Origin of the sequence: Billgrantia desiderata, assembly GCF_900108215.1 — a bacterium.
GTDB classification, from domain to species: domain Bacteria; phylum Pseudomonadota; class Gammaproteobacteria; order Pseudomonadales; family Halomonadaceae; genus Halomonas; species Halomonas desiderata.
On sequence record NZ_FNVC01000007.1, the window covers coordinates 96,812 to 121,252 of the forward strand.

Sequence of the window (24,441 nt, forward strand, 5' to 3'; positions counted from 1 at the left end):
CAAGCGCCGGTGGACTGTGCCGCTAGGCAGGAAGGCGAATCATACCGGGCCTGGCGTCGAGTTCAAGCCGCGACGGAGCGCAATTCTCACGCTTTCGCGGTGATGGCAGGCGGCGCCTCGCCGGCGACCACGACGCAATTTCTGCCGCGAGACTTGCCGGCATAGAGCGCCTCGTCGGCGCGCTGCAGTGCGGGCTCCAGCCTCGTTTCCCCGTGCGCCACCTGGCTGATGCCGACCGTGACGGAGAGACGCTGACCGAGTGGCAGCATGGGAAGTTGCAGGGAGGTCACCTTGTCTCGCAGGCGTTCGGCGATTGAGTTGGCGGTCTCGAGATCGGCCTGGGGCAGGGCGATGACGAACTCCTCGCCGCCGTAGCGGCCGATGATGTCCGTCTCGCGCAACACCGAGGCGCAGCAGGAGGCCACCGTCGTCAGCACCAGGTCGCCCACGGCATGGCCATGATGATCGTTGAGGGTCTTGAACAGATCGATATCGACCATGCAGATGGCCAGCGGCGTGTGCTCGCGCTGGGCCCGGGTCAACTCGCGCTCGGCCAGTTCGAAGAAGTGGCGCCGGTTGGCAATGCCGGTCAGCGGGTCGGTACTGGCCATGTGGCGCAGCTGGGCTTCGAGCATCTGGCGCTCCTCGATCTCGCTCTGCAGCTTGCGATTGACGTCGCGCTCATCCATCAGCAGGGCGAACTGCTTGCGCTGCAGCCGGTTCAGTCGGCTGAAGGTCAGCCAGCCCATCAGATTGGCGAAGGCGATGATCATCAGAGCACTTGCCAGCATGCCGGGGGCCAGGGGTTTCCACAGCAGCGCCAGCAGAATGAAGCCGAACGACAGATAGCCATTCCAGACGAGAATCCAGGTCAGCCGGTTGGGCACCAGCAGATAGATGGTCAGGCTGGCCACCACGATGCTCGAGATGTGCAGCCCGACACTGCCCGGGTGGAGATAGATCGTCAGCAGCAAACCGCTGATGGCGGCGAAGTAGACCAGATTGAGCGGCAGCGGCCGGTGGGCTTGGGCAGGGTATCGGGTGATGTAACGGGCCAGCACCAGGCAGCTGAGCGTCACGCCGATACGGGTGGCGGCCAGGATGAGAAAGGTGCCGCTCGCGCCAAGTAGCACATAGTCGGCCATGATGAACAGGAGGAAGGTGGCAGCAATCAGCCATAGCGCATAGCGCAACTGCTGTGCGTCCTGTAAGCGCATGGTGCGGCGATAGAGGGCTTCCAGCGGGGCGTCGTGAAACTCGACGCACCAATTGAGCGAAGCTCCCTGCCTAGCTTCGTTCTTGCCAGCAGTCATTGCAGTTCCCTTGTAATGGAGCAATGGAGTCGTCGTGGAATGGATCACTCCGCTGCTCGCTTATTCTCATGTTCTGCTCGTGCTGTAAGTAGGCTGTGCCTCCTGTTACAAGTATGTAAACGCAATCTGTGAAAGCATGGACAATTACGCTCGGGAGCGCCAGCGACGACTGTGCCGTAGCGCTCAATGCCATCGCTAACCCCTGAACTCATGCGTTGTCTCAGGGTTTGAGCCGATAGCCGGTGCGGAAAATCCAGTTGATCACCGCCAGGGCTACACCGAGAAACAGTGTGATGATGGCGAGGCTGGCCCAGATGCTGACGTCGCCGGTGCCGTAGAAACTCCAGCGGAAGCCGCTGACCAGGTAAACCACCGGGTTGAGCAGTGTCACCGCCTGCCACAGAGGGGGCAGCATGTCGATGGAGTAGAAGGTGCCGCCGAGGAAGGTCAACGGCGTGACGATCAGCAGCGGTACCAGCTGCAGCTTTTCGAAACCGTCGGCCCAGATGCCGATGATGAAGCCGAGCAGGCTGAAGGTCACTGCGGTAAGAATCAGGAACAGCAGCATCATCAGCGGATACTGGATGGAGAAGGGCACGAAGAGCCGCGCCGTGCCGAGCACGATCAGCCCCAGGATGATCGACTTGGTGGCCGCCGCCCCGACATAGCCAAGCACGATCTCGAAATAGGAGATCGGCGCCGAGAGGATCTCGTAGATGGCACCCGAGAAGCGTGGGAAGAAGATGCCGAACGAAGCGGTCGAGACGCTCTGGGTGAGCAGCATCAGCATGATCAGCCCCGGCACGATGAACGCGCCGTAGCTCACGCCGTCCACTTCGCTGATGCGGGTGCCGATGGCCGCGCCGAACACCACGAAGTAGAGTGACGTGGAGACCACCGGGGAGACGATGCTCTGCAGCACGGTACGCAGGCTGCGGGCCATCTCGGCCTGGTAGATGGTTTTCACCGATTGCAGGTTCATGCGCTCTCCCTGACCAGGTTGACGAAGATCTCCTCGAGCGAGCTCTGTCGCGTGTGCAGATCCTTCACCCGGATGCCCGTTGCCTCCAGGTCGGCCAGCAGCCCGGCGATGCCGGTGCCCTCGTCCTGACGGCTGACGTCATAGGTGTAGACCAGCGCATGTCCCTCGTCGGCCAACACGAGGTCGTGGCCGCTCAGGGCGGCAGGCAGGGCTTCGAGCGGTACCGCGAGGTGCAGGGTGAGCTCCTTGCGCCCCAGCTGCCGCATCAGGGCGGCTTTCTCTTCCACCAGCACCAGTTCGCCGCGACGGATCACGCCGATGCGGTCGGCCATCTCCTCGGCTTCCTCGATGTAGTGGGTGGTGAGAATGATGGTCACGCCCTGGTCGCGCAGGCCGCGCACCACTTCCCACATTTCCCGGCGCAGCTCCACGTCGACACCGGCCGTGGGCTCGTCGAGGAACAGCACCTGCGGGTTGTGCGACAGCGCCTTGGCGATCAGCACCCGTCGCTTCATGCCGCCGGAGAGCTCCAGCAAGCGGTTGTCGCGCTTGTCCCACAGGGTCAGGGCGCGCAACACGTTCTCGATATGCGCCGGATCCTTGGGTTTGCCGAACAGCCCGCGACTGAAGCTGACCGTGTCCCATACCGTGGTGAAGGCCTCGTTGGTCAGCTCCTGGGGTACCAGGCCGATGCGCTCGCGGGCTTCTCGGTAGTGGGCCACGTTGTCGAAGCCATCGACCCGGACGCTGCCGCTGCTGGCATTGACCAGCCCACAGATCACGCTGATCAGCGTGGTCTTGCCGGCTCCGTTGGGGCCGAGCAGGGCGAAGATCTCGCCGCGGCGGATGGTCAGGTTCACCTCCTTGAGTGCCTGGAAACCGCCGCCATAGATCTTGGAGAGCTGTTCGACCTGAATCATCGGCGTACCGGCCTCGCCGCTGCCACCGGCCGTGGAGCCCGGCTCCGGCATTCTGATTCGCGAAGGGTTGGCTGAGAGAGTCATGCGACGTCCCTGTTGGCGAAAGATCGATTCGACTTGGCTCTATCCTAGCGCGTGAGGCCGCTCGACACAGGGGGCCAAATGAGAAAAGCCGCCGTGCAGTTCAAGGCACGAGCGGCTTCTCCTGGCGGGCGGCGTCATGCTACCGCCAAAAACCGGCTATGGCTGGTTTTCAGCTACGGCTGGTGATCTCCAGCAAATGATAGCCGAACTGGGTCTTCACTGGCCCATGTACCTTGTTCAGCTCACTGGAAAACACCACCTCGTCGAATTCGCGCACCATCTGGCCGGGGCCGAAGCTACCCAGGTCGCCGCCGCGGGCGCCCGAGGGGCAGGTGGAGTGCTCGCGCGCCACCTCGGCAAAGTCGCGACCGCCTTCGATCTCGGCCTTGAGAGCCTCGCACTTCTCTTCGCTGTTCACCAGAATGTGTCGCGCAGTTGCCTTGGCCATGTCTTACTCCTGTCGTGAGAGGCTCTCATGCGAGCCTGTCGTGCATGCGAGCCTGTCGTGGGATAAAGCGCGCAGCATAGCATGCACACGCGCGCTGCCGAAGGTCATCCCTCGTAGGCGGCCAGCTCGACCTGGGCCGCCGAGTCGCGCAGCGGTACCAGGGCCTGATACTCGGGGGAGGCGTACCACTGCTCCACGGCCTGGCGGTCGGGAAAGCGCAGCATCACGATGTTGGGATGGCCCGGCTCGCCGGCCAGCATGGCCGTACGCTGCCCGCGCATGACCACCTCGCCGCCCCAGGGGGCGAGGGTCTCGGGGACGCGTTCGACATACTCCATCCAGCGCTCGGGATCATGTACCGTTACCTGTCCGACCACGTAGGCACTACCCATGGGGGCCTCCTCGTTGGTTATCCGTTCACGCCAAACCTTAGCCGCAGGTTCTGCAGGCCGTCGAGTTCCATGCGCACCTCGTCGGAGAAGATGGGATGGCCATGCAGGCGCACGGTGACCGTGGCGTCGGCACCGCGATAACTGACCTCGGCACGGATCGTGGCCTGGGTGCTGAGTGGCGCCAACGGCGCGTATCCGACGCGCTGTACTTCCAGGGCGGTGAGGCCGCGTGCCTCGAGCTGCTGATCGATGGCCTGCCTGACGACGTGACCGTAATAGAAGTAGAGGCCGCCATAGGCAAGGGCGGCCAGGAAGATCAACGAAATGAGTCGGCCCAAGTTCAGTCTCCTTTGCGTTCGTCGCGTGTCGATGCCAGCAGTACCCGGTCCATCCCCCGGGTGGTGAGCAGACGCTTGAGCACGCCGAAGAGATGGGTGGGCAGCGTGACATGATAGCGCGCTTTCGGCATGCGGCTCTCCAGCGCGTGGATCAGTTTGTCGACCACGGCATCGGGCCCCAGGGTGAAAGCGCCCCCGGAGGAGGCTCCCTTTCCCGCCAGCCGAGCCTCGACGGCGCGGTAAGTATCGCGATGGTAACTGCGCTGGGCATCGATGTGCTCGAGAAAGGCGCGGTAGGCGTTCTCGCGGAAGCGGCTGGCGATCGGGCCAGGCTCGATCAGGCTGACGTGGATGCCGCTGCCGTACAACTCCTGACGCAGCGTATCGGTGAGTCCTTCCAGGGCGAACTTGGAGCACACGTAGGCCCCGCGATACGGCAGGGCGGCGAAACCGAGCACCGAGCTGTTCTGTACGATCCGGCCGAAGCCCTGTTCGCGCATGACAGGAACGATGCGCGTGGTCAGCTCATGAGTGCCGAGCAGATTGACCTCCAGCTGAGTACGCAGTACGTCCCGGGAGAGGTCCTCGACGGCCCCCGGCTGGCCGTAGGCGGCATTGTTAAACAGCGCGTCGAGCCTGCCGCCGGTGTGCGCCAACAGCTGCTCCATGCAGGCGGCGATGGAGTCGCTCGAGGCCAGCTCCAGGGGCAGCGCCTCGAGCCCTTCGTCGCGCAGGCGTGCCAGATCTTCTTCGCGGCGGGCGGTGGCGAACACGCGCCAGCCCCGCTTGGCCAGGGCATGGGCAGCGGCATGACCGATTCCGCTGGAGCATCCCGTTACCAGCACGCTGCGCTGAGCTGCGTCATGCCTTTTCGTCGTGGCATCGCGGCTCATGGCAGAGGAATCTCGTTGACCTTGTGCGGTACCTGGTAACCGCGCTGCACCGCCGGGCGAGCGGCAACCTCCAGGTACCAGCGCTTCACGTTGGGGTAGTCGTCGAGACTGATGCGCTGCCACTCGTAGCGCGACACCCAGGGCCAGCAGGCGATGTCGGCAATGGTGTACTCATCGCCGGCCAGGTAGGCATTGTCGGCCAGACGTGCGTCGAGTACGCGGTAGAGGCGCTCGGCCTCGGCGTGGAAGCGCTCTTCGGCATAGGGGGCCTTGCCGGCGTTGAACTTCAGGAAGTGATGGGCTTGTCCCAGAAAGGGGCCAAGGCCGCCCATCTGCCACATCAGCCACTCCAGGGTGCGGTAGCGTTTTTCGGGTTCGCTGGGCAGGAAGCGGCCCGCCTTCTCGGCCAGATAGATCAGGATCGCGCCCGACTCCATCAATGCCGTGCCGGTTTCGGCATCGCGAATGGCGGGGATCTTGTTGTTGGGGCTCACCTCGAGGAAGGCTGGCTCGAACTGTTCGCCCCGGGTAATGTCCACGGCGTGGGTGCGGTAGGGTAGGCCGAGCTCTTCGAGCAGAATGGAAACCTTGCGGCCATTGGGGGTGGTCCAGGTCCAGAAATCGATCATCGTGTAGTCCTTGTCACCGGGAGAGGGTTGCGCAACATCAGACCCGCGGGGTTGTCGGAGACCTTACCATTTCGTCGCTCATCGACATAACGGCCTGCGCGCACTGTCGGCGCGGTCGGGTTCGTGGTGGCTCCATGCCGGCTATGCTGAATGGATAGCGTGGCACGGTCGGGGGAGTTCAGTGTGTGCCATACACGGGTTTTGGCGCTTCTGTACGGGGCTTGTCAGTCTCACAAGTGCCCGGGAGAATGGCCGCGACGCGGTTTGCCGATGCGTGCCGAAGCACGTCAAGGGGGAAACATGAGGTGTAGAACGACGCTGCGGTCATGGCTGGGGCCTGTGATGCTGTTGGCCATGACGGGGGCGGCCCATGCCCAGGAGGAAGCCGAGACCGTCGGCATGATGACGGGGCTGCTGGATGGCCAGGAGCGCGAATGGTTCATTCTCAGCCAGGGGGTGGATTCCAACGCCACCTTCACCGAGTTGGGCGATCGGGTCGTGATCGATCTGGTTGGCTTCAGCGCGCCGGACAGCTGGCGTGTGCGTGATTCGCTCTCGCTCAGCATCACCCTGGATGAGGGGGAAATCGCCAAGTTCGATCTGTTGCACCCCATCGGCGCCAGCGTGATGCCGCCGGTGTTCACCTCCGACAATGCCGAGGTTCGCCTGGCATTGGATACCTTCGAGGTGGAAGGCAGCAAGGCCCATGTGGCGGGCAGGGTGGAGGGCGTGCTGGCCCTGCAGCAGGCGCTGGGCGAAGAGGCAAGCCTGGAAGAGGGCATCGACATCGCGGTGGAGTTCGATGCCAACGCATCCCGCATCGAATATTGAGTCGCGCTTCTCCCGCCTTACCGCTCTGCTTGCCGAATGGCAATCGGTCTGGCGTCCGCTCCCGTTCACTCAGCGTCGTGCCGCCTGGTGCGAGCGACATCCGGAACTGACCGAAACGCTGCTGGGGCTCAGCGACGCCCAGCTCGCCCGCCTGCAGGCCGATCCCTGGCACGCCTCGCCGCTCGCGGGTCGGTTGCCGGTCGCCGAGCTGGCCGGGCTGGTCGAGCTGCCGCCGCTGGCTGCCAAGGGCGAGCCGTTGCCGGCGGCCTGGAGCCAGCATGTCGGCGGGCGCAAATGGCAGCAGATCGAGGCCTTCATCCGATGCCTGGACGTCACGCCTCATGAACGCCTGCTGGAATGGTGCGCCGGCAAGGGGCATCTCTCACGGACCCTGGCCCGGCGACATGGCCGCGAGGTCGGCGCCCTGGAGTGGCAGGCCAGCTTGTGTGAGGAAGGCCGCCGGCTGGCCGCGGCGCAGCAGGCACCGGTACGGCTGTACCGCCAGGACGTGCTGGCCGACGAGGTGGCGGGCTTTCTCTCTGCCGATACGCATGTCGTCGCGCTGCACGCCTGCGGCGACCTGCATCTCGGGCTGCTCGAACGTGCCGTGGCAGCGGGCTGTACCGTGACCCTGGCGCCATGTTGCTACCACCGCACGCAAGCGGCGGACTATCGCCCCGTATCGCAGCTCGGGCGGGCGCTGTGCCACAGCCACTCCCTGCATCTGGAACGTAACGACCTGGCACTGGCGGTGCAGGAAACCGTTACGGCGCCGCTGGGGGTGCGTCGGCATCGTGAGCGGGCCAATGCCTGGCGGCTGGGCTTCGATGAGCTGCAGCGTGAACTGCGCGGTGAAGATACCTACCTGCCCGTGCCGAGCCTGGCCTATGGCCAGATGCCCGAGCGCTTCGACGACTTCTGCCACTGGGCAGCGCAGCGCAAGGGGCTGACGCTTCCGGACGGGCTCGACTATCGGCGTTACGAGTCCGCGGGCTGGCAGCGGCTGGCGGAAGTGAGCCGGCTGGAGCTGGTACGCCATCTGTTTCGGCGTCCGCTGGAGATGTGGTTGGCCATGGACCGCGTCCAACGGCTCGAAGAAGCCGGCTTCAGGGTAGAGATCGGCACTTTCTGTGCGCATCGATTGACGCCGCGCAACCTATGCATTCGCGCCAGGACGTCATAAGCTCAAACTATCGGCAGGCTCACGCCTTCAGCTCAGGCTGCAACTGCCGAAATATCGATAAGACATTATTATAACGACGCTTGCTCATGCTCGAGACAAGACGTCGATACGCAAGGGGCTCGCCGTTGACCAGTGACGATCACGCTTCGTTCTTCGAGCAGCTGTTCAATACCAATCCGGCCATCAAGCTGCTGATCGATCCCAGTGATGGGCGTATCGTCGACGCCAATGCTTCCGCCGTGCGCTTTTACGGCTATCCCGCCGACGTGCTGAAGCAGCTGAAGATCACCGACATCAACTGCCTCGATCCTGAGGTGGTGCTTGCCAACATGGCCAAGGCGGAAGCCTGCCAGCAGCTGTTCTTCGAGTTCAAGCATCGCCTGGCCAACGGGGACGTGCGCGACGTGCACGTCTACTCGGGGCCGGTTTGTCTGGGCGGACGCGAATATCTCCATTCGATCATCATCGACGTCACCGACGAGAAGCGCTACTGCGCTCTGTTGGAGACCTATAACGACCTGTTCCACAACCTGCCCGTAGGGGTCTATCGCAATTCCGCCGAGCCGGAAAGCCGCTTCACGGCGGCCAATCCCGCCATGCTGACGATCTTCGAGGCCGAGTCGCTTCAGGCGCTGTTGAGCGTACGGCCCTCATCGCTGTATGAGAGCGCCGACGAGCTCAAGTCCTTCATCGCCGATCTGGAGCGGGACGGGGTCGTGAGCCGTCGCCCGCTGCGCCTGCGTACCTTGAAGGGAGCCCTCATCCATACCGAGGTCACCGCGCTGCGCCAGGTCGCGGAGGACGGCAGCGTCGACTTCAGCGGCATCGTCGAGGACGTGACGGCTCGCCATGCCGCCGAGGTGAACCGGGACCGGCTGACCCATCTACTGGACGCTTCTCCCGACATCGTCTCGATTGCCGATGGCCAGGGCCGCGTGGTCTATCTCAACAAGGCCGGGCGCGACCTGTTCGGCACTCTGCCCGACATGCTGGCCGATGCGTTGGTCAGCGCGCATCCGCCGTGGGTGCGCCGTCTCATCGAGGAGGAAGGCATTCCCTACGCCATGGAGCATGGCTACTGGTACGCGGAGACCGCCGTGGTGGGTCGCGAAGGCGAGATTCCCGTTTCCCAGCTGATCGTGACGCGACGCAGCGAAAGCGGCGCAATCGACAGCATCGCCACCATCATGCGCGACATCAGTCAGGCCAAGCAGCACCAGGCGGAGCTCGAGTATCACGCCGGCCACGATCCGCTTACCGGAGCGGTCAACCGTAACCGCTTTCTCGACCTGCTGGCCCGCGAGCGCAAGAGAGCGCGTCGCAGCGGCGAGCCGCTGAGCCTGGTCATGTTCGATCTCGACCACTTCAAGCACATCAACGACACCTTCGGTCACAGCGTGGGCGACATGGTATTGAAGAAACTGGTGCATACTTGCCATGGCCTGCTGCGTGAGGTGGACGTGCTGGCGCGTTGGGGCGGCGAGGAGTTCATGCTGCTGCTGCCGGCTACGCCACTGTTGGGGGCGGTGTATCTGGCCGAGCGGCTGCGTCAGGCCATTGCTGAGGAGCCGTTTCCGCCGGTTCCGATCCTTACCAGCAGCTTCGGTGTCGCCGAACTGGGGCCGGAGGAGGCAGAGGCGCACTGCTACAAGCGCCTCGATGCGGCGCTCTATCGTGCCAAGGCGAATGGGCGCAATCGAGTCTGCGTGGCTGAGCCGGAGGCACTCAGCGGTTCACTTCCAGATGAATCTCGATAGTGCGAAGCACACGTTGCCGATCGATCCAGCCACTTACCCGCCCATCCTGCATCACCGGAATCTGATTCAGCCCATGCTCATTGAGCATCTGGAGAACCTCGTCGGCTTTGGCGCCGGGTGAAACGTGATGCAGCTTGTGCAGCGGTGTCATGATGTCGGCAACCCGAGTCGTGGCCCACTGGGCGTGCTCCACATGGCGCGCATCGCTGAGCGATATCAGCCCTTGTACATCGGCGATATCGGTACCCACCAGGAAGGCGCGGCGACCGGAAGGCAATACGTCCTCATGCAGCCACGCCTCGATGGAGCGTTGCGGAGCGACCAGCGGTATCTCCGCTTCAGCCAGGTCCCGGGCGCGCACCCCGGCAAGTCGTTCCCTGAGCAGGTGCATGCGTCCCTGTGCCTGCGTCATGTTGAGCAGGAACCAGGCGATCAGCATGATCCACAGACCGCCCACCAGGTTGCCGGCCACCAGGTTCCAGATGGCCAGGCCGAACAGGCCGTAGGCGACCAGCTTGCCACTGGCAAAGGCGGTGTCGTTGGCCTTCTTGGGGTCGCCGGTAACTCTCCACACCAGTGCTCGCAGCACGCGACCGCCGTCGAGGGGAAAGCCGGGAATGAGGTTGAAGAGCGCCACCAGCAGATTGATCGTTGCCAGCCAGTTCAGCGCTACGGTAAGCGGTTGGTACCAGCCTGCCGTCAGCATGGCCAGCACAGCGAAGCTGGCCGCCAGAACAAAGCTGACGATCGGCCCGGCAATGGCGATCGAGAACTCGTCGTTGGCCTTGTCGGGGTCGCGGGCCATCTGGGCTACGCCGCCGAAGATGAACAGCGTGATGGCCGTCACGGGCACGCCGCGGCGAATGGCCACCAGACTATGCCCCAATTCATGGGCCAGTATCGAGGAGAAGAAGAGCAGAGCGGTCACCAAAGCAGTGAGCACGGCGGTGGCGGTGGTCCAGTCCGGATACTGGTGTCTGAACCCTGCACTCATGGTCGTCAACAGCAGGGCAAAGATGATCAGCCAACTGACATGGACTTCCAGACGAATGCCGCGGAAACGGCCTATCACCAGCACGGACTTGAACATCGCCTGCCTCCTCGCTGTGTATGGCCTCAGTTTGACGGTATTCTCTGATGAAAGCCAAGCCGTCCAATCGGCGTGAACGTTTCCCTTTTCAGCGAAAGGTCAGGCACCTATCTTGAGGAAGGTGGGTGTCCAGGGAGAGGGGAGATGAATGGCAACGGACCGCGAAGACGTCGGTAACGGGCTTGGCACTGCCGGGAGTAGCCCGAGATGAAGCGTAGACGCTCGCCGTTGGCGACCGTGTTGGGCGTGATCGGCTGCGTCTTCGTTCTCGTGCTGGGAGGAGGCTACTGGCTGATGCTGCATATGCCGGGCACATCCTTCCATGGCGCCCCCCCGCCGCTGGGTGCCGAAGGCGAGCTGTTGCGGGAGCGACTCCAGCGTCACGTTCGGGCCCTGTCCGACGACATCGGCGAACGCCACTACTGGCGACCGGAGGCGCTCGAAGCCGCTGCCGACTACATCGAAGGGGCCCTGGCAGAGGCCGGCCATCGGCCCAGGCGCCAGGAGGTGCCTGCGGGCAGCCGGGTCTTCCACAATATCGAGGTGGTCTTCCCCGGCGCTGACCGCGCCGACGAAGTGCTCGTGGTGGGGGCCCACTACGATACGGTGCGCGGCAGCCCGGGGGCGGATGACAACGCCTCCGGCGTGGCCGTGCTGATCGAACTGGCGCGTCTGCTGCAGGAGGCCGAGCTCGATCGCTCGTTGCGCCTGGTGGCGTTCGTCAATGAAGAGGCGCCGTTCTTCGGCAGCGATGCCATGGGCAGCCTGCACTACGCGCGGCAGGCCAAGGCCGAGGGGTGGAACGTCGTGGGCATGATCTCGCTGGAGATGCTCGGCTACTACAGCGACGAGCCCGACAGTCAGTTCTATCCGTTCCCCCTCGATCTGTTCTATCCGGACCGGGGAAACTTCCTCGCTTTCGTTACTCATCTGGGGTCGCGCCGGCTGCTCCATCAGGCCATCGGTGAGTTTCGTCGTCACGCGACGGTACCCTCGGAGGGCTTGGTGGCGCCGCCACAGATGGGCGACATCCATCGCTCGGACCACTGGGCCTTCTGGGAAATGGGTTTTCCGGCCATGATGCTCACGGATACCGCCAACTTCCGCAATCCCCATTACCATCGCCCAAGCGACACCCACGAGCGACTGGACTACGTCACCATGGCCAGGGTGGCCGAGGCCCTGGCGCACATGCTCGAGAGCATGGCCCAACGATAGCGCAGCAGCAGACCCGGAGCCCCGCGCGGGCGAGACCCGGAGGCACCCGGCCGGGGCGACCGGGTGCGAAAATCACGACCACTGGCTCGTTCAGTGATGCCGGCTGAACTGGCCGTGGGGGCATGCGCCCATCAGCTTCTCGAACTCCCTGCCGCTCATGTGCAGCAGCGTTTCGTGATCGCCGGCATCGAAATAGATGTCCGGCTGGTGCCGCAACATGTCGTCGACATAGACCTGCAGCCCATAGGCCTGGCCGACCGGGGTGATGGCCCCCGGGTCGCAGTCGTTGAAGCGGTTCACGATCTCATCTTCTTCGGCAAGTTCTACCGGCTCGTTGAACAGCCGCGACAGGCTCTCCAGATCGGCATCGCAGGTGCTGGGCAGTACCGCGACGCGATAGCCGGAGCGGCTGTGCAGCATGATGGCCTTGGCGAGCTGTTCGCCGGTAACGTGCGACTGCTGGGCAATGCGGCTGGCACTGACTTCGTAGTCGTGCTTGACCTCCTCGTAGTCGATATCACAGGCTCTCAAGTATTCCCTAAGGGTGGCCGGGATCGCCATGACACTGTCTCCCTCGGCACGCAGGCCGACGTTCGCTGGTGGAGCGCATCCATGCTGCAGTGTTTTCCTCATCTATCAGCATAGCGCCTGTGGGCCTGCTGAGCAGGGGCGTTCGCCCAGCCGTGAGCAAGGAGCCGATGTGACCTTCACCAATGTCTCGCTGGATCCACAGAATCTCCCTGCGCTTGCGGAGGCGCCATTGGAGCCCGTTTCTCCTCGTCTGGCCCCCTGCCAGGCAGTGCTGCGCAGCCTGCACTGGCTGCTGCTGACGGCGCTGGCCGCCTTCATGCCCTTGATGATTGCTGAGATCGCTGCCTGGCAGCCGTGGCCGGCGGTGGGAGTGGGCTTGCTGGGCGTCATCAGCGTCGTGCTGGGTTGGCTCGAGGCCCGACGCCGGACCTACGGCCTGCGTCAGCACGATCTGATCTATCGTCGCGGTCTGCTGGTTCAGAGCACCCAGGTGCTGCCGCTGGCTCGTCTGCAGCACATCGAGACCTCGAGCAACCCGGTCGAACGCGCCTTTGGCCTGGTACGCCTGGTGTGTTTCACGGCGGGCGGGAGAGGGGCGGACATGGTACTGGAGGGCCTGACCGCCGATCGGGCCGCGGCGATCCGTCAGTATCTGCTGGCCCGCCTGGAGCGTGCGGAACCGGAACCTACGGGGGCGGATGCGCCATGAGCGAAGCGTCGCCGCTCGGCGGAGGGCTGGGCGGGGAGTTGAAGTGGCAGCGTCTTTCACCCTGGGCGGTACTTCTGCTGCTGCTCAGCGGCTGTGCGTCGCTGCTGCGCCAGCACATGCCGCTGGTGCTCGGCGCCGGGGCCGGCCTGGCACTGGTGGAGCGCCTGGGCCTGCGTGAGCTGGCGTTGGGTGGGGCGGTGCTGTTGATCTTGGCAGTGTTGATCAGCCTGCTCTACTACCGTCGCTTTCGCTACTGCTGCGACGGCGACGTGCTGATCGTGCAGAAAGGATTGCTGGAACACCGCGAGTTCAAGGTGGCGGCACGCCACGTACAGAGCATCGTCATTCGTCAGCCGGTCTACATGCGCCCCTTCGGCCTGGTGCTGTGGGAAGTGGAAACGCTGGCCGGCGAGGCGTCGCGTATTGCCTTGCCGGGCATTCGCCGCGAACGGGCGGAAGTGCTCGAAAGGGAGCTGCGGCCGCCCGATGGCAGGCGTCGGCCGACCAAGCCACGACCGGGCGCAACGTCCGAGTCTTCCCCGGCGGACGAGATGCAGGCCGTGCCGCGCTTTGTCATCGGTGCCAAAGCCATCGTGCTGCACGGCCTGGCCAGCCGCTCGATCTACCTCATCGCGGCGATGTTGTCGCCGCTGGTACGCCCGCTCGAGCGCTGGCTGCACGACCGGCTGCCGCAGCTCGATTTCGAGGCCTGGATGCCGGGTTCGCCGCTGCTGGCGGTTGCCGTGGGGCTCCTGGCGGTGGTGATCCTGCTGGCACTGCTGGCCATTCTGGCCGCCTGGTGGCGCTTTCACGGTTTCGTGCTGCTCGACGCCGGCGAGCGACAGATTCAGCGCAGCGGCCTGTTTCATCGCCAGGAGCAGACCCTGAGCCTGGCGCGGCTGCAGGTGGTGGAGTGGGTACAGACGGGGCTCGGCCGGCTGCTCGGGCGTGGCTATCTGGTGTGCCACCAGTACGGCGCACTGGGCGGCGATGCGGGAGAGTCGCGCCGCTTCATGGTACCGGGGCTCAGCGAGGCGCAGGGGGAGGCGCTGACGGCGCACTTTTGGCAGGGCAGTGCAGGTTCGGGCTATTTCAAGCCGGGCCGTTTCACGGGTCATGCCGGTAGCGGGCAGCTGCTGCGGCGGGTCGACCCCAGCTATCGGCGGGTGCTGTTCCTGCGCTACCTGTTGCTGCTCGCCGGCGGGGCGGCACTGGTGCTGGGCTTGTTGATACCGCTCGAACTCTCATGGCCGGCCTGGGGTGGCTTGGCCGCGGGGCTGCCACTGTTGGCCGCCGTGCTGGCCCACTGGCGCTGGATCGCGACCGGCTGGGCTCAAGAGGGAGACTTCTTGCGCGTGCGGCGCGGAGTCGTGGGCCAGCGCACCGGTATCTTTCCCATGCACCATCTCATCTCGCTGCGGCTTCAGCAGAGCTGGCTGCAACGCCGGCGCGGCGTTGCCACCCTGCATCTGGAGCTGGCCAACGGTCGCCAGACGCTACCTTATCTGAAGGAGGACGATGCCCGCCACCTGGCCGATACGCTGCTGTTCACCGCCGAGTGCGCTCAGCCCGTCTGAGGCTCGGCACCGAAGCGGCGGTGCAGCCAGGCGTTGATAGCGTTGGACTCGTACAGCCACTCCTGATGGCCATCGTCATGCTCGATCAGCAGGCACGGGACCTTGACCTTGCCACCGCCTTCTTCCAGCTCACGGCGGCGATCCGGGTCGAGCTGGGCATCGCGGATCTCGATCTTCAGTCCCAGCCGTGCCATCTCCTTGCGCACCTTGATACAGAACGGGCAAGAGCGAAACTGATACAGCGCCAACTGGCGGCACGCCTCGTCGACCTCAGCCTGCTCCTGTTCGCTGCGTTCGACGCTCTGCGGTGTGGAGAGCTTTTCGGCGATCAGCATGACCGGCGACAGCACCAGCCGTACGCCGCGAAAGAAGTAGCGCAACACGATTCTCATTGTGACCCCGGGATGGATGAATTTTTCAGGGGCCACATGATGCCGTGCCAGGCATCGAGTTCCAAGCCACGCGCACAAGAGATCAACGCATCTCGATTTTCAGTTCGTCGATGAAGCGGTCGCGGCGTGACAGCGCCTCGGCAGCCGTTTCTCCCGATAGCGTGGCGCACGCATTGACCAGACATTCCACGGCACTCAGGAAAGCCACCATGCTGTTCGAGATGAAGCTGCTTTCGTGTGGCACCAGCAGGGCCTGTTCGGAGTGGCGTACCAGCGGGGAGTTGGACATGTCCGTGACCACCAGGACCCGGATACCGTGGTTGCGGGCCGCCTTGCAGACGTTCACCACTTCGCGTGTGTAGGGTTTGCAGCTAGCGGCGATCAACACGTCGTCGGTACCCATGCCGGCCAGACCTTCGGCAATGCCGTGGCCGCTGTCGCTGAGCAGACTGACGTCGGAGCGCAGCATTCCCAGGCCATAGGCGAGAAAGCTGGCGAAGGCATGGAACTGGCGCACGCCGTACAGACGAACGTGGGCTGCATTCATTACGGCGTTGGCAAAGGCTTCCAGTTCGTCGCTGCGCAGGTTGTCCAGGAAACGCTCGATATTGCGGCACTGCTCGCCGGCAAGCTGGCGAGCTTGGTTCAGCAGATCGCTCTTGTCCGCGGCCAGGGCAACGCTGGCATGCTGGCGGTAGAACGAATGGGGCGAGGTCAGCGAGTCGCTGAGAAGGATGCGCTGGAGCTCTCCAAAGCGGGTATAGCCGAGCGATCTGGCCAGCCGGGAAATCGTCGAGGGATTGACTTCGAGTTTCTCGGCCAGCGCGGAGATGGACAGCAGCGCCGGGTCGCCACGCAGTTCGATCAGTCGCGAAAGCACCTCCTGAGCCTTGGGTCCCAGGTGTCGGTCACTTTCGCCGCGGGCGATGGCCAGGGAGAGGGCGCGGAGCGACTCGAGGTCGGACGGGGCGCGTTCGTTATCCGTCAAAGAGGGTGTGTCTGCTGCCATGAAAGGGCTCGCTATGGCCAGGTGGGTGTATCTCCCATTGAACGCCGTCATTAAGCAGGCGGAACACGCCAGTCGCAAGGGTATTCTCGTGATCGGGGTCGTCTGGCGCACGACGATAGATAGGCAACCCGTTGCCCCCGGTATCGCGCAAGATGCGTAGGGGGTCTGGTTGCGACGATGCAATCAGTTCGTCGCCTCGCTGCTGGCGATCGCGAGAGGAACGGGTGATCGTCTGACCCTCCTCAGCTCGTGGATGGTGCAGCGCATGGTTGGCGTGCACACAGGCGCTGTCGATGACTTTGATGGATAATTGGCCGCTTCCTATTTCTACGCTGTAGAGCCTGCGCTCGCCCTGCTGGGCCAGCGTGAAATGAAATCCCCCACTGGCCGGTGCCTCAGCGAGCAGGCTGAGAATGGCGTCAAGTGTGGGCTCGGCCAGCATGGCGCGGCCCAGCACCATACGGGGTATTGCGGGTACTACGCCATCGAAGCGCAGGTTGTTGACTGCCTGAACGATGCCTAACTCGGTAAGAGCGAAGGTATGACCTGGTAGTGATCCTGGATAGCAGCAAGCCATGAAGCTCGGCTGACCGACCGGCGACAACTGAGCCACGAAGACGTCGCCGTCGAAGCAGGGGAGCCCATCTTCGTTGTGTGCGATACAGGGCTCGAGGCCAGGAAGGACGACGGTAGTGCAGCCGTCCGGACAGTGAGAGAGCAAGTCTCCCCGGCTGTTCCATGCGAAGACCTGCAGAAAGGGCAGTTCGAGTCCCTCGGCCAGACCTTCGAGCTCTTCGAGCACCCAGGGAAAACGGCTTCGGCAGCATGCCAACATGCGAGCTACCGTAGCATCGTGACGGGGATGGGTAATGTCCTGCCACAGCTCGCTGGACAGCAGCTTGTCATGCACGGCACGGCGCCCGGCCTGCCCCAGTGCGTAACCCAACTGCCGGTGATCGCCGCTAGCGCGCAGGCATCTCAGCCCGGCTCGGCGCTCCGTGCCGTTCGGCGGATCAATGTACATGTCTAAGAAAGTCCTTGAGCCTGGGGTTGGTGGGGGCCGAGATCATGTCTCGCGGGTCTCCGTCGACGGCAATCTTGCCGTGTTCCATGAAGATCAGGCGTGAGCCCACCTGCCTGGCGAAGGACATCTCATGGGTCACTACCACCATGGTCATCCCCTCTTCCGCGAGCGTACGCATCACGTTGAGCACTTCCTGCTTCAGCTCGGGGTCGAGCGCCGAAGTCGGCTCATCGAAGAGCATCACCTTGGGCTTGACGGCCAATGCCCGGGCGATGGCGACGCGCTGCTGCTGCCCGCCGGAAAGCGAGTCGGGATACTGCTCGGCCTGAGCCTTCAGCCCTACCTTGTCGAGCAGCGCCAGCGCCTGTTCTCGCGCTTGCGTGCGGTTTACACCACGCACGTGCCTGGGGCCGAACGCGACGTTTTCTGCGGCGGTCAACTGTGGAAAGAGATTGAACTGCTGGAATACCATACCGGCTTCCTGGCGAATCTCTCTCAGCCTGGCGTTACCGGCCAGGACGCTGAGCCCATCCACTACCAGGTCGCCACCGGTGATCATTTCCAGCCCGTTGATACAGCGCAGCAGCGTCGATTTTCCCGATCCCGAAGGACCAATCAGCACGACCACTTCGCCGCGGTCGATGGTAAGGTCAACTTCATCGAGTACCTTGAGCGAACCGAAGTGCTTGGATACGTTTCTGAATTCGATGATGCTCATAGAATCTTCATCCTTCTCTCGATGAAGCGCAGCATTAGGGTCAGGCTGCCGGTCATGATCAGGTACATGATGGCGATGGCACTCCAGATCTCCACGGCACGGAAATTGGCCGCCATGATTTCCTGCCCGGTTCGTGTCAGCTCACCGACGCCGATCACGATGAACAGAGAAGTGTCCTTGAGGCTGATGATGAACTGGTTACCGAGAGGTGGAATCAACCGCCGAAAGGCGAGTGGCCCGACAATGTAGAGCAACACCTTCCAGCGGGGCAGGCCAAGAGCCAGCCCGGCCTCGGCGAGACCACGGCTGATCGATTGCAGGGAACCCCTGACGATCTCGGCAATGTAGGCGCCGGCATTGATCACGATGGCTATCATTGCGGCGCTGAGCGGGTCGATGCGGATGCTGGCCAGCACGGGCAGTGCAAAGTAGAGGAACATCACCTGCACCACGATGGGGGTGCCGCGAATCACCTCGATGTATACCATTGCCGTGTAGTTGAGCAGCCAATTGCCGTAGGCGCGCATGATACCGGCGATGGCGCCTACCACCATGCCTCCGCACAGCCCCACTACGGTAATGAAGATCGTCATCTGCGCACCCTTGAGCAGTTGAGGCATGAAGGTGACGATGACGGACCAATCCGTATTCATTGGGAACCTCGAGATTCGTCAGGGGTGAGGAGCGCTGTGATCCGGCTCACTGGCCGGGACGGGTGCCGAACCAGGTCTCGTAGATATCGTCGTAGCGACCGTCCTCACGCATGGCGGCAAGGGTGGCATTGACGTCTTCTACTAGGGGGCTGCCCTTGGGGAAGCCGATGCCGTACTCATGGGCCATCATCTGTTCCCCGACGGCTTTCACCTCGCCGTCTCCAGCGGTGGCGATGTAATAGAGCACGTTTGGCGTGTCGTGCATGGCGGCATCGACGCGACCGGTCCGTAACTCCAGGTAGGCGTTGTCGATATTCGGCAGTAGCCGCAGCTCGGTCTCGGTGAAGTGCTCCTGAGCGTAATCGGCCGCCGAGGTGCCCATCCGCAGTGCCAGGGTGCGACCGGCCAAATCGTCGGTGCTCTCGATGTCGCTGTCCGCCGGTACCATCAGGGTGAAACCGCTGTCGTAGTAGCCGTCGGAGAAGTCGATCACCTCCTGACGGTCTGGGCGGATGGTGATGCCAGCCAGCGCCACGTCGACCTGATTGGTCTGAAGCGCCGGGATGATGCCGGAGAAATCCATCGGGCGTAGCTCATACTCCCAGCCGTTCTCCTCGGCGATGGCTTCCCACATGTCGATGTCGAACCCGACGTACTCACCGTCCTTCATGAACTCGAATGGAACGAAGGCAGTATCGGTAGCGACGATCAGCTTGTCGGCAAAGGCAGTAGAGGCAAGGGCGAGGCTGGTCCCCATGGCGGCACACAGTATCTGCGTTTTCATCATGCTTCCTCGTTGGCGTTGTTGTTGAGCAATGGTTGCGCTGCTGTGGAACAAGGTTCGTGTAGAAGCAGTGCATGTGAACCTTGCTTGCAAATATATTTGTACATAAAAAACAAAAGCGCAAGAAATTTGCATTGTGCATTGCGTTGATTAGCAAGCGGGCATGAATGGCCCACTCTGGCCATACTGTTCATGTGGGCGGGCTTTCGAGCTTGCCCGGCTCCTCTTGAACGCCGATGGCCTGTCGATGGCATCGGTCGAAATCACAAGAACAGCAGAGAGGTTGCGTCATGAAAGAAATTGCAGACACGCGGTGGGAGCGTTCCTGGAACTGGCCGTTCGCCGGGCTGTTGCTGGCGGCCTTGCTGGTGCTGACACTCGGCCAAACCGTTCACGCGCAGCAGGATGAAGCGACGGAAACCGACACGGAAGCGCAGGTCGAGGAGGCTGCCGATGAGGCGACCGCCGACGAAGCCGCAGATGACACCACGGGGCAGGATGCTGCCGCGCTGGCTGAAGAGTTGGAAGAGCGTGAGCGTCAGTTGCGCGCGGCACAGCGGGAAATAGCCGCACTCCGCGCGCGCTTGCCCGCGGAAGAGGGCGGTGAGATCGACCTCGATGGCGCCTTGCGCTCGGCCAGCGTGACCATGGGCGCAATTCGTGCGACCCGTGCTGAGCTGATGCGAGCCGGGGGGCGCGATGAAGCCCTATTGGAAAGCATCGACGAGCTGGTCGAGGAGCTCGAGCGGGATCAGCGGCTGGTGGCGCGCGCGCTGGATGCCAACCTGTACCAGGTGCGCCGTGGCGATACCCTGGCCAGCATCGCCGGGCGCTTCTATGGTAGTTCCCAGCGCTGGCAGGAGTTGCATGAGGCCAACCGGCACGTGCTCGAGAATCCCGATCTCGTGTGGCCGGGGCTGACGCTCGTCGTTCCGCGTTGATGGCCTCCGCCGTTGGCCTTGGGCCGGCGGCGGAGCGGTATGTTCGGACTTTATCGGGCCTAAGGGAGGGTCGAACGGGACATGAAAGCGAAACGGCAGCGCCGGGCTATCGTCGCAGGGCTGATGCTTGCAGGCCTCATGGCCTGCTCGGATGCCACGGACGAGCTGCGCGAGGTCACCCTGCCGGTGCTGGTCAACCAGGCCGAACAGCTCGACGGTACCAGAGTGCGCACCGAGGGCGTGGTGCGGCACTTCGAGGATCCGCTGCATTACTGGATCGAGGACGAGGACCTGAACCGGGTCGAAATATTTCCTCATGAGCAGATCGCGCCTCACCTGGGGGAAACGGTGCGCGTCGTCGGCAATTTCGAGTACTCTGCCACGGAAGGGCGTCGTTTGACGCTGGAGAGCGTCGAGCCAGCCGCAGGCCAGTAGACCATGGCGGGTGGCGCGGTGGCATCAGGGAAGCACATCATTTAGGGAATCGCCATGATCAGGCTCAACCAGCCGCCGCAGCTGCCGGCCTTGTCCGCCCGGGTGGATGCCATCGATTTGGCTCGCGGTATCGCCATCGCCCTGATGATACTCAGCCACACGGTCAGTGGCCTGCTCGGTATTCGCCAGGTGCCCGACTGGGGCATGGTACCGATCCATCTCATCACCAAATTCTCCTCCTCGCTGTTCATCATGGTGTTCGGCATCGCCCTGGCAGTGGCTTTCCTGCCCAGGACGGGAGCGGCCGACTGGCCGCAGCGCAGGCTCAAGCTTATGCTGCGCGGGCTGGAAGTGCTGTTCTGGTACAAGGCGCTGACCATCGTCGAGATGTTGCCCATGTTCACCACCCAGGACATCGTCGATGCGCTGCTCTATCAGCGCTTCGCCATCTGGGTGGAAATCCTCGGCTTCTATGCGCTGGCACTGCTGTGGATTCCCTGGGCCCTGCCGCTGTGGTGTCGCATGCCGCTGTGGTCGCGCTTGCTGGCGCCGGTTGCGGTCGGCGTGCTGTCGGTGATGCTCGAACGTCACTTCCACTTCTGGGACAGCGTGATTCTCAAGGCGCTGCTGGTGGAGGATGCCGACCACTACACCTGGGGGCAGTTGGCACGGTTGCCGCTGGTCATGCTGGGTCTGCTGATCGGCGAGGCCATTCTGCGCTGTTACGGCGAGCCCTCGACCAGACGGCGCTTGGTCGCCGCTCTGGCAGGTGTGGGAGCGGTGTTCCTGCTGGGGTTCGTGGCGCTCTCTCTGCCCGAGCTCGACTCGGCACTGATGGCGGTGGCCTGGAACGCCGGCAAGCACCCCCCGGAGGTGCCCTTCATGCTGTTCAGCGTCGGCGGGGCGTTGATCATCCTGGCGCTGTGCTTGCTGGGCGGACGCTCGGCGGCGCTGTGGCTCAAGCCGCTCACCGTGATCGGCACGGATGCCCTGCGGGCGTTCATCTTCCATATCGTGGCGATTTTCCTGGTGCTGCGCTTGCTCTTCGACGCCTGGCAGGTCTACAGCTATCCGCAGGTACTGGGCATCGGCCTGGCGCTGATACTGCTCGCGGCCGGCTGGATCGCCTTGATGCGCTGGTTCAGGGAGCACAGTCGATGAGGGTGGTGAAACAAGGACGATGAAAGAAGGACGATAGATGAAGGGCAGGTGGGTCACGCAAGGACTGTTGCTGCTGGCCATGGCGCTACCTTCCATGGCCATGGCTCAGCCGAGCTGGGCGGAGCAGGTCGATGCCCGCCCGGAGCCGGCCTGGGCGGAGCGTCTGGAAGCCAGGCTGGCGCTGCTCGAGGCCGGCTATGCTGGCGAGATCGGGGTGCATGTCCGCGAGCTCGAAAGCGGTTCGCGCCTGGGCTGGCGCGACGACGAGTACTGGTACCTGGCCTCGCTGGTCAAGCTGCCGGTGGCGATCGAGCTGATGGCGCGGGTCGAGGCCGGCGAGATGTCACTCGAGGATCGCCTCACGCTACAGCGCAGCGATTACGTCGACGGTGCCGGCTCCACCAACTGGGCGTCTCCTGGCAGTGCCTTGCCGCTGCGACGGCTGCTGGAGTCGATGATGATCGTCAGCGACAACACCGCCAGCGACATGCTGATACGCCACCTGGGCCTGGAGAGCGTCAATTATCGTGCCCGGCATCTGACGCCGCCCGGTGGGCTGGGGCCTATCACCACGCTGGTCGACGTGCGGCGCCATGCCTATGCCAACGTGCACCCCAGCGCCTTCGCCCTCGGCGGCATGGATTTCATCGAACTGCGCAAGCGGCAAAGCGATGCCGCCCGTCTGGCATGGCTGCGTCAGCGCCTCGGCCTGACACCGCAGCAGTTGCAGGTACCGAGCATCGATCAGGCCTTCCAGCTCTACTACGCCACCGATCTCAACGCCGGTCGGCTGGATGCCTTCGCCGATCTGCTGGAGGCGCTCGCCGAAGGTCGCGCCCTGGGCACGCAAGCCACCGCCGAGCTGCTGGGCATCATGGCGCGTACCACCAGCGGTGAACGGCGCCTGAAGGCCGGCCTCGGCCGCGACATTCGTCTGGCCCACAAGACCGGCACCCAGCATCGCCGCGTTTGCGATGCCGGCATCGCCACCCAGGGCTATGGCGACGATGCCCGCCGTGTGGTGATCGTTGCCTGCGTGCGGGGTGAGCTGGATCTGGCGCGCAATGAGCAGATCCTGGCAGCGGTGGGGCGGGCCGTTCGCGAGGCGGGTGCGTTTGAACATTGAACCGTCTGCGACCAAAGTCTACTTCATGCCGGCCCGTTCGTGATTGACACCTCCCGCGTGCCTGGCTAGCCTTTCCTACATCGAATGTTACCGGTAACAATGGCTGCATTTAACAAGAGCCACATTCGACGCTCGAGGCCACACGCCATCGGGGAGATGCCAAGACGTGCCAACACACAACGACAATCGACTGGAGTCCGCCATGACCATTTTCTGGCGCAATACCCTCACGCTAGCCGGTGCGGCTACGCTCTCACTGGGCATTGCCTACGCACAGACCCCCGACCTCTCCGACCCGCCTGCCATTGAGGGCGAGGTGGTGGGCGACCACGGCAGTCACACGCTGCGCATGGGGCTCGGTCTGTCCGATACCTCGCCGCAGTACCTGTCCAGCCGTTATTTCGCTGACATCCTCGAACAGCGCACCGAAGGCCGCATTACCGTCAACATCTTCCCCAACAGCCAGTTGGGCGACGACGTGCAGATGATGGAGATGCTGCAGACCGGCTCGCTGGACATGAGCTATCCCTCCTCGTCGCCAGCTACCACTTACGTCCAGGAGCTGGCCGTGTTCGATTTGCCGTTCCTGCTGCCGAGTCGTGAAGCGGCCATCGCCGTAATGCAGAGCGACACCGCCCAGCGCATGCTCGATGCCTTCGAAGGCACCGGTATCAAGGCGCTGACCTTCTCCGAGAACGGCTACCGCCAGCTCACCAACAGTGCACGAGCGGTTGAGTCGCCGGAGGACGTGGCGGGGCTCGACGTGCGCGGTCTGAGTGTGCGCACCATGGAGAACCCCGTTCACCTGTCGATCTGGGAAACCCTGGGTGCCAACCCTACGCCGATGGCCTTCGGCGAACTGTTCTCCGCCATGGAGCAGGGCGTGGTCGATGGTCAGGAGAACCCCTGGAGCACCATCCTGACCTCCAACTTCTACGAGGTGCAGGACTACGGCTCCGAGACCCGCCACGTCTACACGCCCTTCATCATGATGATGTCGCAGCGTACCTGGGACCGTCTGGCGCCGGAGTATCAGGAGCTGGTGCAGGAGGCGGCGCGTCAGTCGGCCGAGTACGAGATTCAGCTGTCGACCGAATACGACGATTGGGCGCGCGAGCAGCTCGAGGAGCGTGGCATGCAGATCACGCGGCTCGACGACGACCAGATCGCCGCTTTCCAGGAGGCCGTGCAGCCGGTCTACGACCGCTGGGCGCCGCGTATCGGCGAGGATCTGATCGCCGAAATCCAGTCCATCGTCGACGCCACCCAGTAATTCACCCATCCGTCTGAACTTGCAGGAGCA

At 63.6% G+C, this 24,441-nt stretch carries 27 protein-coding genes; 11 read left to right on the top strand and 16 right to left on the bottom strand.

The window, feature by feature from the left end:
• Window positions 1–86 precede the first annotated feature (86 nt).
• The 8 genes from C4S71_RS08865 to C4S71_RS08900 form a co-directional block, all read right to left on the bottom strand.
• The gene (locus tag C4S71_RS08865) at window positions 87–1,313 is read right to left on the bottom strand and encodes a GGDEF domain-containing protein (RefSeq protein ID WP_086510314.1); all 1,227 of its coding nucleotides are present in this window, start codon (window positions 1,311–1,313) and stop codon (window positions 87–89) included.
• A 220-nt stretch (window positions 1,314–1,533) separates the two neighbouring features.
• On the bottom strand, window positions 1,534–2,295 hold the full coding sequence (locus tag C4S71_RS08870; RefSeq protein WP_086510315.1) for an ABC transporter permease: 762 nt from the start codon (window positions 2,293–2,295) through the stop codon (window positions 1,534–1,536).
• Window positions 2,292–3,215 carry an ABC transporter ATP-binding protein gene (locus C4S71_RS08875; protein ID WP_371832030.1) on the bottom strand — a complete coding sequence of 308 codons (924 nt, stop codon included), beginning with the start codon at window positions 3,213–3,215 and terminating at the stop codon, window positions 2,292–2,294. Before C4S71_RS08875 ends, C4S71_RS08870 begins: the two co-directional genes overlap by 4 nt.
• A gap of 253 nt (window positions 3,216–3,468) precedes the next feature.
• Window positions 3,469–3,747 carry a peptidylprolyl isomerase gene (locus C4S71_RS08880; RefSeq protein ID WP_103968895.1) on the bottom strand — a complete coding sequence of 93 codons (279 nt, stop codon included), beginning with the start codon at window positions 3,745–3,747 and terminating at the stop codon, window positions 3,469–3,471.
• A gap of 104 nt (window positions 3,748–3,851) precedes the next feature.
• Complete coding sequence (locus C4S71_RS08885; protein ID WP_086510318.1) at window positions 3,852–4,139, bottom strand: DUF1330 domain-containing protein; 288 nt, start codon at window positions 4,137–4,139, stop codon at window positions 3,852–3,854.
• Window positions 4,140–4,156: 17 nt separating this feature from the next.
• Window positions 4,157–4,477, bottom strand: coding sequence for a hypothetical protein (locus C4S71_RS08890; protein ID WP_103968896.1), 321 nt, complete (start codon window positions 4,475–4,477; stop codon window positions 4,157–4,159).
• Window positions 4,478–4,479: 2 nt separating this feature from the next.
• Window positions 4,480–5,370, bottom strand: coding sequence for an SDR family NAD(P)-dependent oxidoreductase (locus C4S71_RS08895; RefSeq protein WP_103968897.1), 891 nt, complete (start codon window positions 5,368–5,370; stop codon window positions 4,480–4,482).
• Complete coding sequence (locus C4S71_RS08900) at window positions 5,367–5,999, bottom strand: glutathione binding-like protein (RefSeq protein WP_103968898.1); 633 nt, start codon at window positions 5,997–5,999, stop codon at window positions 5,367–5,369. The genes C4S71_RS08895 and C4S71_RS08900 overlap by 4 nt, the downstream gene beginning before the upstream one ends.
• A gap of 300 nt (window positions 6,000–6,299) precedes the next feature.
• On the opposite strand from C4S71_RS08900, the gene C4S71_RS08905 reads away from it, so the two are divergent.
• From C4S71_RS08905 to C4S71_RS08915, 3 genes are all read left to right on the top strand, one after another.
• Entirely contained in the window at window positions 6,300–6,830 is a 531-nt protein-coding gene (locus C4S71_RS08905; protein WP_140162490.1) for a hypothetical protein, read from the top strand.
• Window positions 6,802–8,013 carry a methyltransferase gene (locus C4S71_RS08910; protein WP_103968899.1) on the top strand — a complete coding sequence of 404 codons (1,212 nt, stop codon included), beginning with the start codon at window positions 6,802–6,804 and terminating at the stop codon, window positions 8,011–8,013. Before C4S71_RS08905 ends, C4S71_RS08910 begins: the two co-directional genes overlap by 29 nt.
• 125 nt (window positions 8,014–8,138) lie before the next feature.
• Window positions 8,139–9,770 carry a sensor domain-containing diguanylate cyclase gene (locus tag C4S71_RS08915; protein ID WP_160113373.1) on the top strand — a complete coding sequence of 544 codons (1,632 nt, stop codon included), beginning with the start codon at window positions 8,139–8,141 and terminating at the stop codon, window positions 9,768–9,770.
• Here C4S71_RS08915 and C4S71_RS08920 read toward each other — a convergent pair.
• Window positions 9,739–10,860 (bottom strand): site-2 protease family protein, encoded by a 1,122-nt coding sequence (locus C4S71_RS08920; protein WP_103968901.1) that lies wholly within the window; start codon window positions 10,858–10,860, stop codon window positions 9,739–9,741. The two genes, C4S71_RS08915 and C4S71_RS08920, sit on opposite strands and share 32 nt — an antisense overlap.
• 207 nt (window positions 10,861–11,067) lie before the next feature.
• Here C4S71_RS08920 and C4S71_RS08925 point away from each other — a divergent pair, with 207 nt between their 5' ends.
• A complete protein-coding gene (locus tag C4S71_RS08925) occupies window positions 11,068–12,078 on the top strand; it encodes a M28 family peptidase (RefSeq protein WP_103968902.1) in 1,011 nt (336 codons plus the stop codon).
• Window positions 12,079–12,168: 90 nt separating this feature from the next.
• Here the strand turns inward: C4S71_RS08925 and C4S71_RS08930 are convergent, their stop codons facing one another.
• The gene (locus C4S71_RS08930; protein ID WP_086510327.1) at window positions 12,169–12,639 is read right to left on the bottom strand and encodes an aminoacyl-tRNA deacylase; all 471 of its coding nucleotides are present in this window, start codon (window positions 12,637–12,639) and stop codon (window positions 12,169–12,171) included.
• Between the two features lie 139 nt (window positions 12,640–12,778).
• Here C4S71_RS08930 and C4S71_RS08935 point away from each other — a divergent pair, with 139 nt between their 5' ends.
• Together C4S71_RS08935 and C4S71_RS08940 are read left to right on the top strand one after the other, a co-directional pair.
• Window positions 12,779–13,318 (top strand): PH domain-containing protein, encoded by a 540-nt coding sequence (locus C4S71_RS08935; protein WP_103968903.1) that lies wholly within the window; start codon window positions 12,779–12,781, stop codon window positions 13,316–13,318.
• On the top strand, window positions 13,315–14,895 hold the full coding sequence (locus tag C4S71_RS08940; RefSeq protein WP_103968904.1) for a PH domain-containing protein: 1,581 nt from the start codon (window positions 13,315–13,317) through the stop codon (window positions 14,893–14,895). The genes C4S71_RS08935 and C4S71_RS08940 overlap by 4 nt, the downstream gene beginning before the upstream one ends.
• On the opposite strand, the gene C4S71_RS08945 is transcribed toward C4S71_RS08940, so the two are convergent.
• The 6 genes from C4S71_RS08945 to glnH form a co-directional block, all read right to left on the bottom strand.
• Window positions 14,883–15,287 (bottom strand): glutaredoxin family protein, encoded by a 405-nt coding sequence (locus tag C4S71_RS08945; protein ID WP_086510330.1) that lies wholly within the window; start codon window positions 15,285–15,287, stop codon window positions 14,883–14,885. The two genes, C4S71_RS08940 and C4S71_RS08945, sit on opposite strands and share 13 nt — an antisense overlap.
• An 82-nt stretch (window positions 15,288–15,369) precedes the next feature.
• Window positions 15,370–16,296, bottom strand: a complete 927-nt coding sequence (locus C4S71_RS08950; RefSeq protein WP_235014275.1) for a MurR/RpiR family transcriptional regulator — start codon at window positions 16,294–16,296, stop codon at window positions 15,370–15,372.
• Entirely contained in the window at window positions 16,265–17,320 is a 1,056-nt protein-coding gene (locus C4S71_RS08955; RefSeq protein ID WP_086510331.1) for a C45 family autoproteolytic acyltransferase/hydrolase, read from the bottom strand. The genes C4S71_RS08950 and C4S71_RS08955 overlap by 32 nt, the downstream gene beginning before the upstream one ends.
• Window positions 17,310–18,038 carry a glutamine ABC transporter ATP-binding protein GlnQ gene (gene glnQ, locus C4S71_RS08960; protein ID WP_103968905.1) on the bottom strand — a complete coding sequence of 243 codons (729 nt, stop codon included), beginning with the start codon at window positions 18,036–18,038 and terminating at the stop codon, window positions 17,310–17,312. The genes C4S71_RS08955 and glnQ overlap by 11 nt, the downstream gene beginning before the upstream one ends.
• Window positions 18,035–18,691, bottom strand: coding sequence for a glutamine ABC transporter permease GlnP (gene glnP, locus C4S71_RS08965; RefSeq protein ID WP_086510333.1), 657 nt, complete (start codon window positions 18,689–18,691; stop codon window positions 18,035–18,037). Before glnP ends, glnQ begins: the two co-directional genes overlap by 4 nt.
• Window positions 18,692–18,737: 46 nt before the next feature.
• The gene (gene glnH, locus C4S71_RS08970; protein ID WP_086510343.1) at window positions 18,738–19,475 is read right to left on the bottom strand and encodes a glutamine ABC transporter substrate-binding protein GlnH; all 738 of its coding nucleotides are present in this window, start codon (window positions 19,473–19,475) and stop codon (window positions 18,738–18,740) included.
• 290 nt (window positions 19,476–19,765) lie between these two features.
• Between glnH and C4S71_RS08975 the strand changes: the two genes are divergently transcribed.
• The 5 genes from C4S71_RS08975 to C4S71_RS08995 all read left to right on the top strand — a co-directional run bounded on the left by C4S71_RS08975 (window position 19,766) and on the right by C4S71_RS08995 (window position 24,411).
• Entirely contained in the window at window positions 19,766–20,416 is a 651-nt protein-coding gene (locus C4S71_RS08975) for a LysM peptidoglycan-binding domain-containing protein (protein ID WP_160113374.1), read from the top strand.
• Between the two features lie 81 nt (window positions 20,417–20,497).
• Window positions 20,498–20,851, top strand: coding sequence for a hypothetical protein (locus C4S71_RS08980; RefSeq protein WP_086510335.1), 354 nt, complete (start codon window positions 20,498–20,500; stop codon window positions 20,849–20,851).
• A gap of 54 nt (window positions 20,852–20,905) precedes the next feature.
• Window positions 20,906–22,012: an acyltransferase family protein gene (locus C4S71_RS08985; protein WP_103968907.1), complete on the top strand. Its 1,107-nt coding sequence runs from the start codon at window positions 20,906–20,908 to the stop codon at window positions 22,010–22,012.
• Between the two features lie 37 nt (window positions 22,013–22,049).
• Entirely contained in the window at window positions 22,050–23,138 is a 1,089-nt protein-coding gene (locus tag C4S71_RS08990; protein ID WP_103968908.1) for a serine hydrolase, read from the top strand.
• Between the two features lie 202 nt (window positions 23,139–23,340).
• The gene (locus tag C4S71_RS08995; protein WP_103968909.1) at window positions 23,341–24,411 is read left to right on the top strand and encodes a TRAP transporter substrate-binding protein; all 1,071 of its coding nucleotides are present in this window, start codon (window positions 23,341–23,343) and stop codon (window positions 24,409–24,411) included.
• The last annotated feature ends 30 nt before the right edge of the window (window positions 24,412–24,441 follow it).

What these genes read in the sequence shown, in the direction of transcription:
- C4S71_RS08865 (WP_086510314.1), bottom strand. Translation starts at nt 1,313, where the DNA reads ATGACTGCTGGCAAGAACGAAGCTAGGCAGGGAGCTTCGCTCAATTGG.
- C4S71_RS08870 (WP_086510315.1), bottom strand. Translation starts at nt 2,295, where the DNA reads ATGAACCTGCAATCGGTGAAAACCATCTACCAGGCCGAGATGGCCCGC.
- C4S71_RS08875 (WP_371832030.1), bottom strand. Translation starts at nt 3,215, where the DNA reads ATGATTCAGGTCGAACAGCTCTCCAAGATCTATGGCGGCGGTTTCCAG.
- C4S71_RS08880 (WP_103968895.1), bottom strand. Translation starts at nt 3,747, where the DNA reads ATGGCCAAGGCAACTGCGCGACACATTCTGGTGAACAGCGAAGAGAAG.
- C4S71_RS08885 (WP_086510318.1), bottom strand. Translation starts at nt 4,139, where the DNA reads ATGGGTAGTGCCTACGTGGTCGGACAGGTAACGGTACATGATCCCGAG.
- C4S71_RS08895 (WP_103968897.1), bottom strand. Translation starts at nt 5,370, where the DNA reads ATGAGCCGCGATGCCACGACGAAAAGGCATGACGCAGCTCAGCGCAGC.
- C4S71_RS08900 (WP_103968898.1), bottom strand. Translation starts at nt 5,999, where the DNA reads ATGATCGATTTCTGGACCTGGACCACCCCCAATGGCCGCAAGGTTTCC.
- C4S71_RS08905 (WP_140162490.1), top strand. Translation starts at nt 6,300, where the DNA reads ATGAGGTGTAGAACGACGCTGCGGTCATGGCTGGGGCCTGTGATGCTG.
- C4S71_RS08910 (WP_103968899.1), top strand. Translation starts at nt 6,802, where the DNA reads ATGCCAACGCATCCCGCATCGAATATTGAGTCGCGCTTCTCCCGCCTT.
- C4S71_RS08920 (WP_103968901.1), bottom strand. Translation starts at nt 10,860, where the DNA reads ATGTTCAAGTCCGTGCTGGTGATAGGCCGTTTCCGCGGCATTCGTCTG.
- C4S71_RS08925 (WP_103968902.1), top strand. Translation starts at nt 11,068, where the DNA reads ATGAAGCGTAGACGCTCGCCGTTGGCGACCGTGTTGGGCGTGATCGGC.
- C4S71_RS08930 (WP_086510327.1), bottom strand. Translation starts at nt 12,639, where the DNA reads ATGGCGATCCCGGCCACCCTTAGGGAATACTTGAGAGCCTGTGATATC.
- C4S71_RS08940 (WP_103968904.1), top strand. Translation starts at nt 13,315, where the DNA reads ATGAGCGAAGCGTCGCCGCTCGGCGGAGGGCTGGGCGGGGAGTTGAAG.
- C4S71_RS08945 (WP_086510330.1), bottom strand. Translation starts at nt 15,287, where the DNA reads ATGAGAATCGTGTTGCGCTACTTCTTTCGCGGCGTACGGCTGGTGCTG.
- C4S71_RS08950 (WP_235014275.1), bottom strand. Translation starts at nt 16,296, where the DNA reads ATGGCAGCAGACACACCCTCTTTGACGGATAACGAACGCGCCCCGTCC.
- C4S71_RS08955 (WP_086510331.1), bottom strand. Translation starts at nt 17,320, where the DNA reads ATGTACATTGATCCGCCGAACGGCACGGAGCGCCGAGCCGGGCTGAGA.
- glnQ (WP_103968905.1), bottom strand. Translation starts at nt 18,038, where the DNA reads ATGAGCATCATCGAATTCAGAAACGTATCCAAGCACTTCGGTTCGCTC.
- glnP (WP_086510333.1), bottom strand. Translation starts at nt 18,691, where the DNA reads ATGAATACGGATTGGTCCGTCATCGTCACCTTCATGCCTCAACTGCTC.
- glnH (WP_086510343.1), bottom strand. Translation starts at nt 19,475, where the DNA reads ATGAAAACGCAGATACTGTGTGCCGCCATGGGGACCAGCCTCGCCCTT.
- C4S71_RS08975 (WP_160113374.1), top strand. Translation starts at nt 19,766, where the DNA reads ATGAAAGAAATTGCAGACACGCGGTGGGAGCGTTCCTGGAACTGGCCG.
- C4S71_RS08980 (WP_086510335.1), top strand. Translation starts at nt 20,498, where the DNA reads ATGAAAGCGAAACGGCAGCGCCGGGCTATCGTCGCAGGGCTGATGCTT.
- C4S71_RS08985 (WP_103968907.1), top strand. Translation starts at nt 20,906, where the DNA reads ATGATCAGGCTCAACCAGCCGCCGCAGCTGCCGGCCTTGTCCGCCCGG.
- C4S71_RS08990 (WP_103968908.1), top strand. Translation starts at nt 22,050, where the DNA reads ATGAAGGGCAGGTGGGTCACGCAAGGACTGTTGCTGCTGGCCATGGCG.
- C4S71_RS08995 (WP_103968909.1), top strand. Translation starts at nt 23,341, where the DNA reads ATGACCATTTTCTGGCGCAATACCCTCACGCTAGCCGGTGCGGCTACG.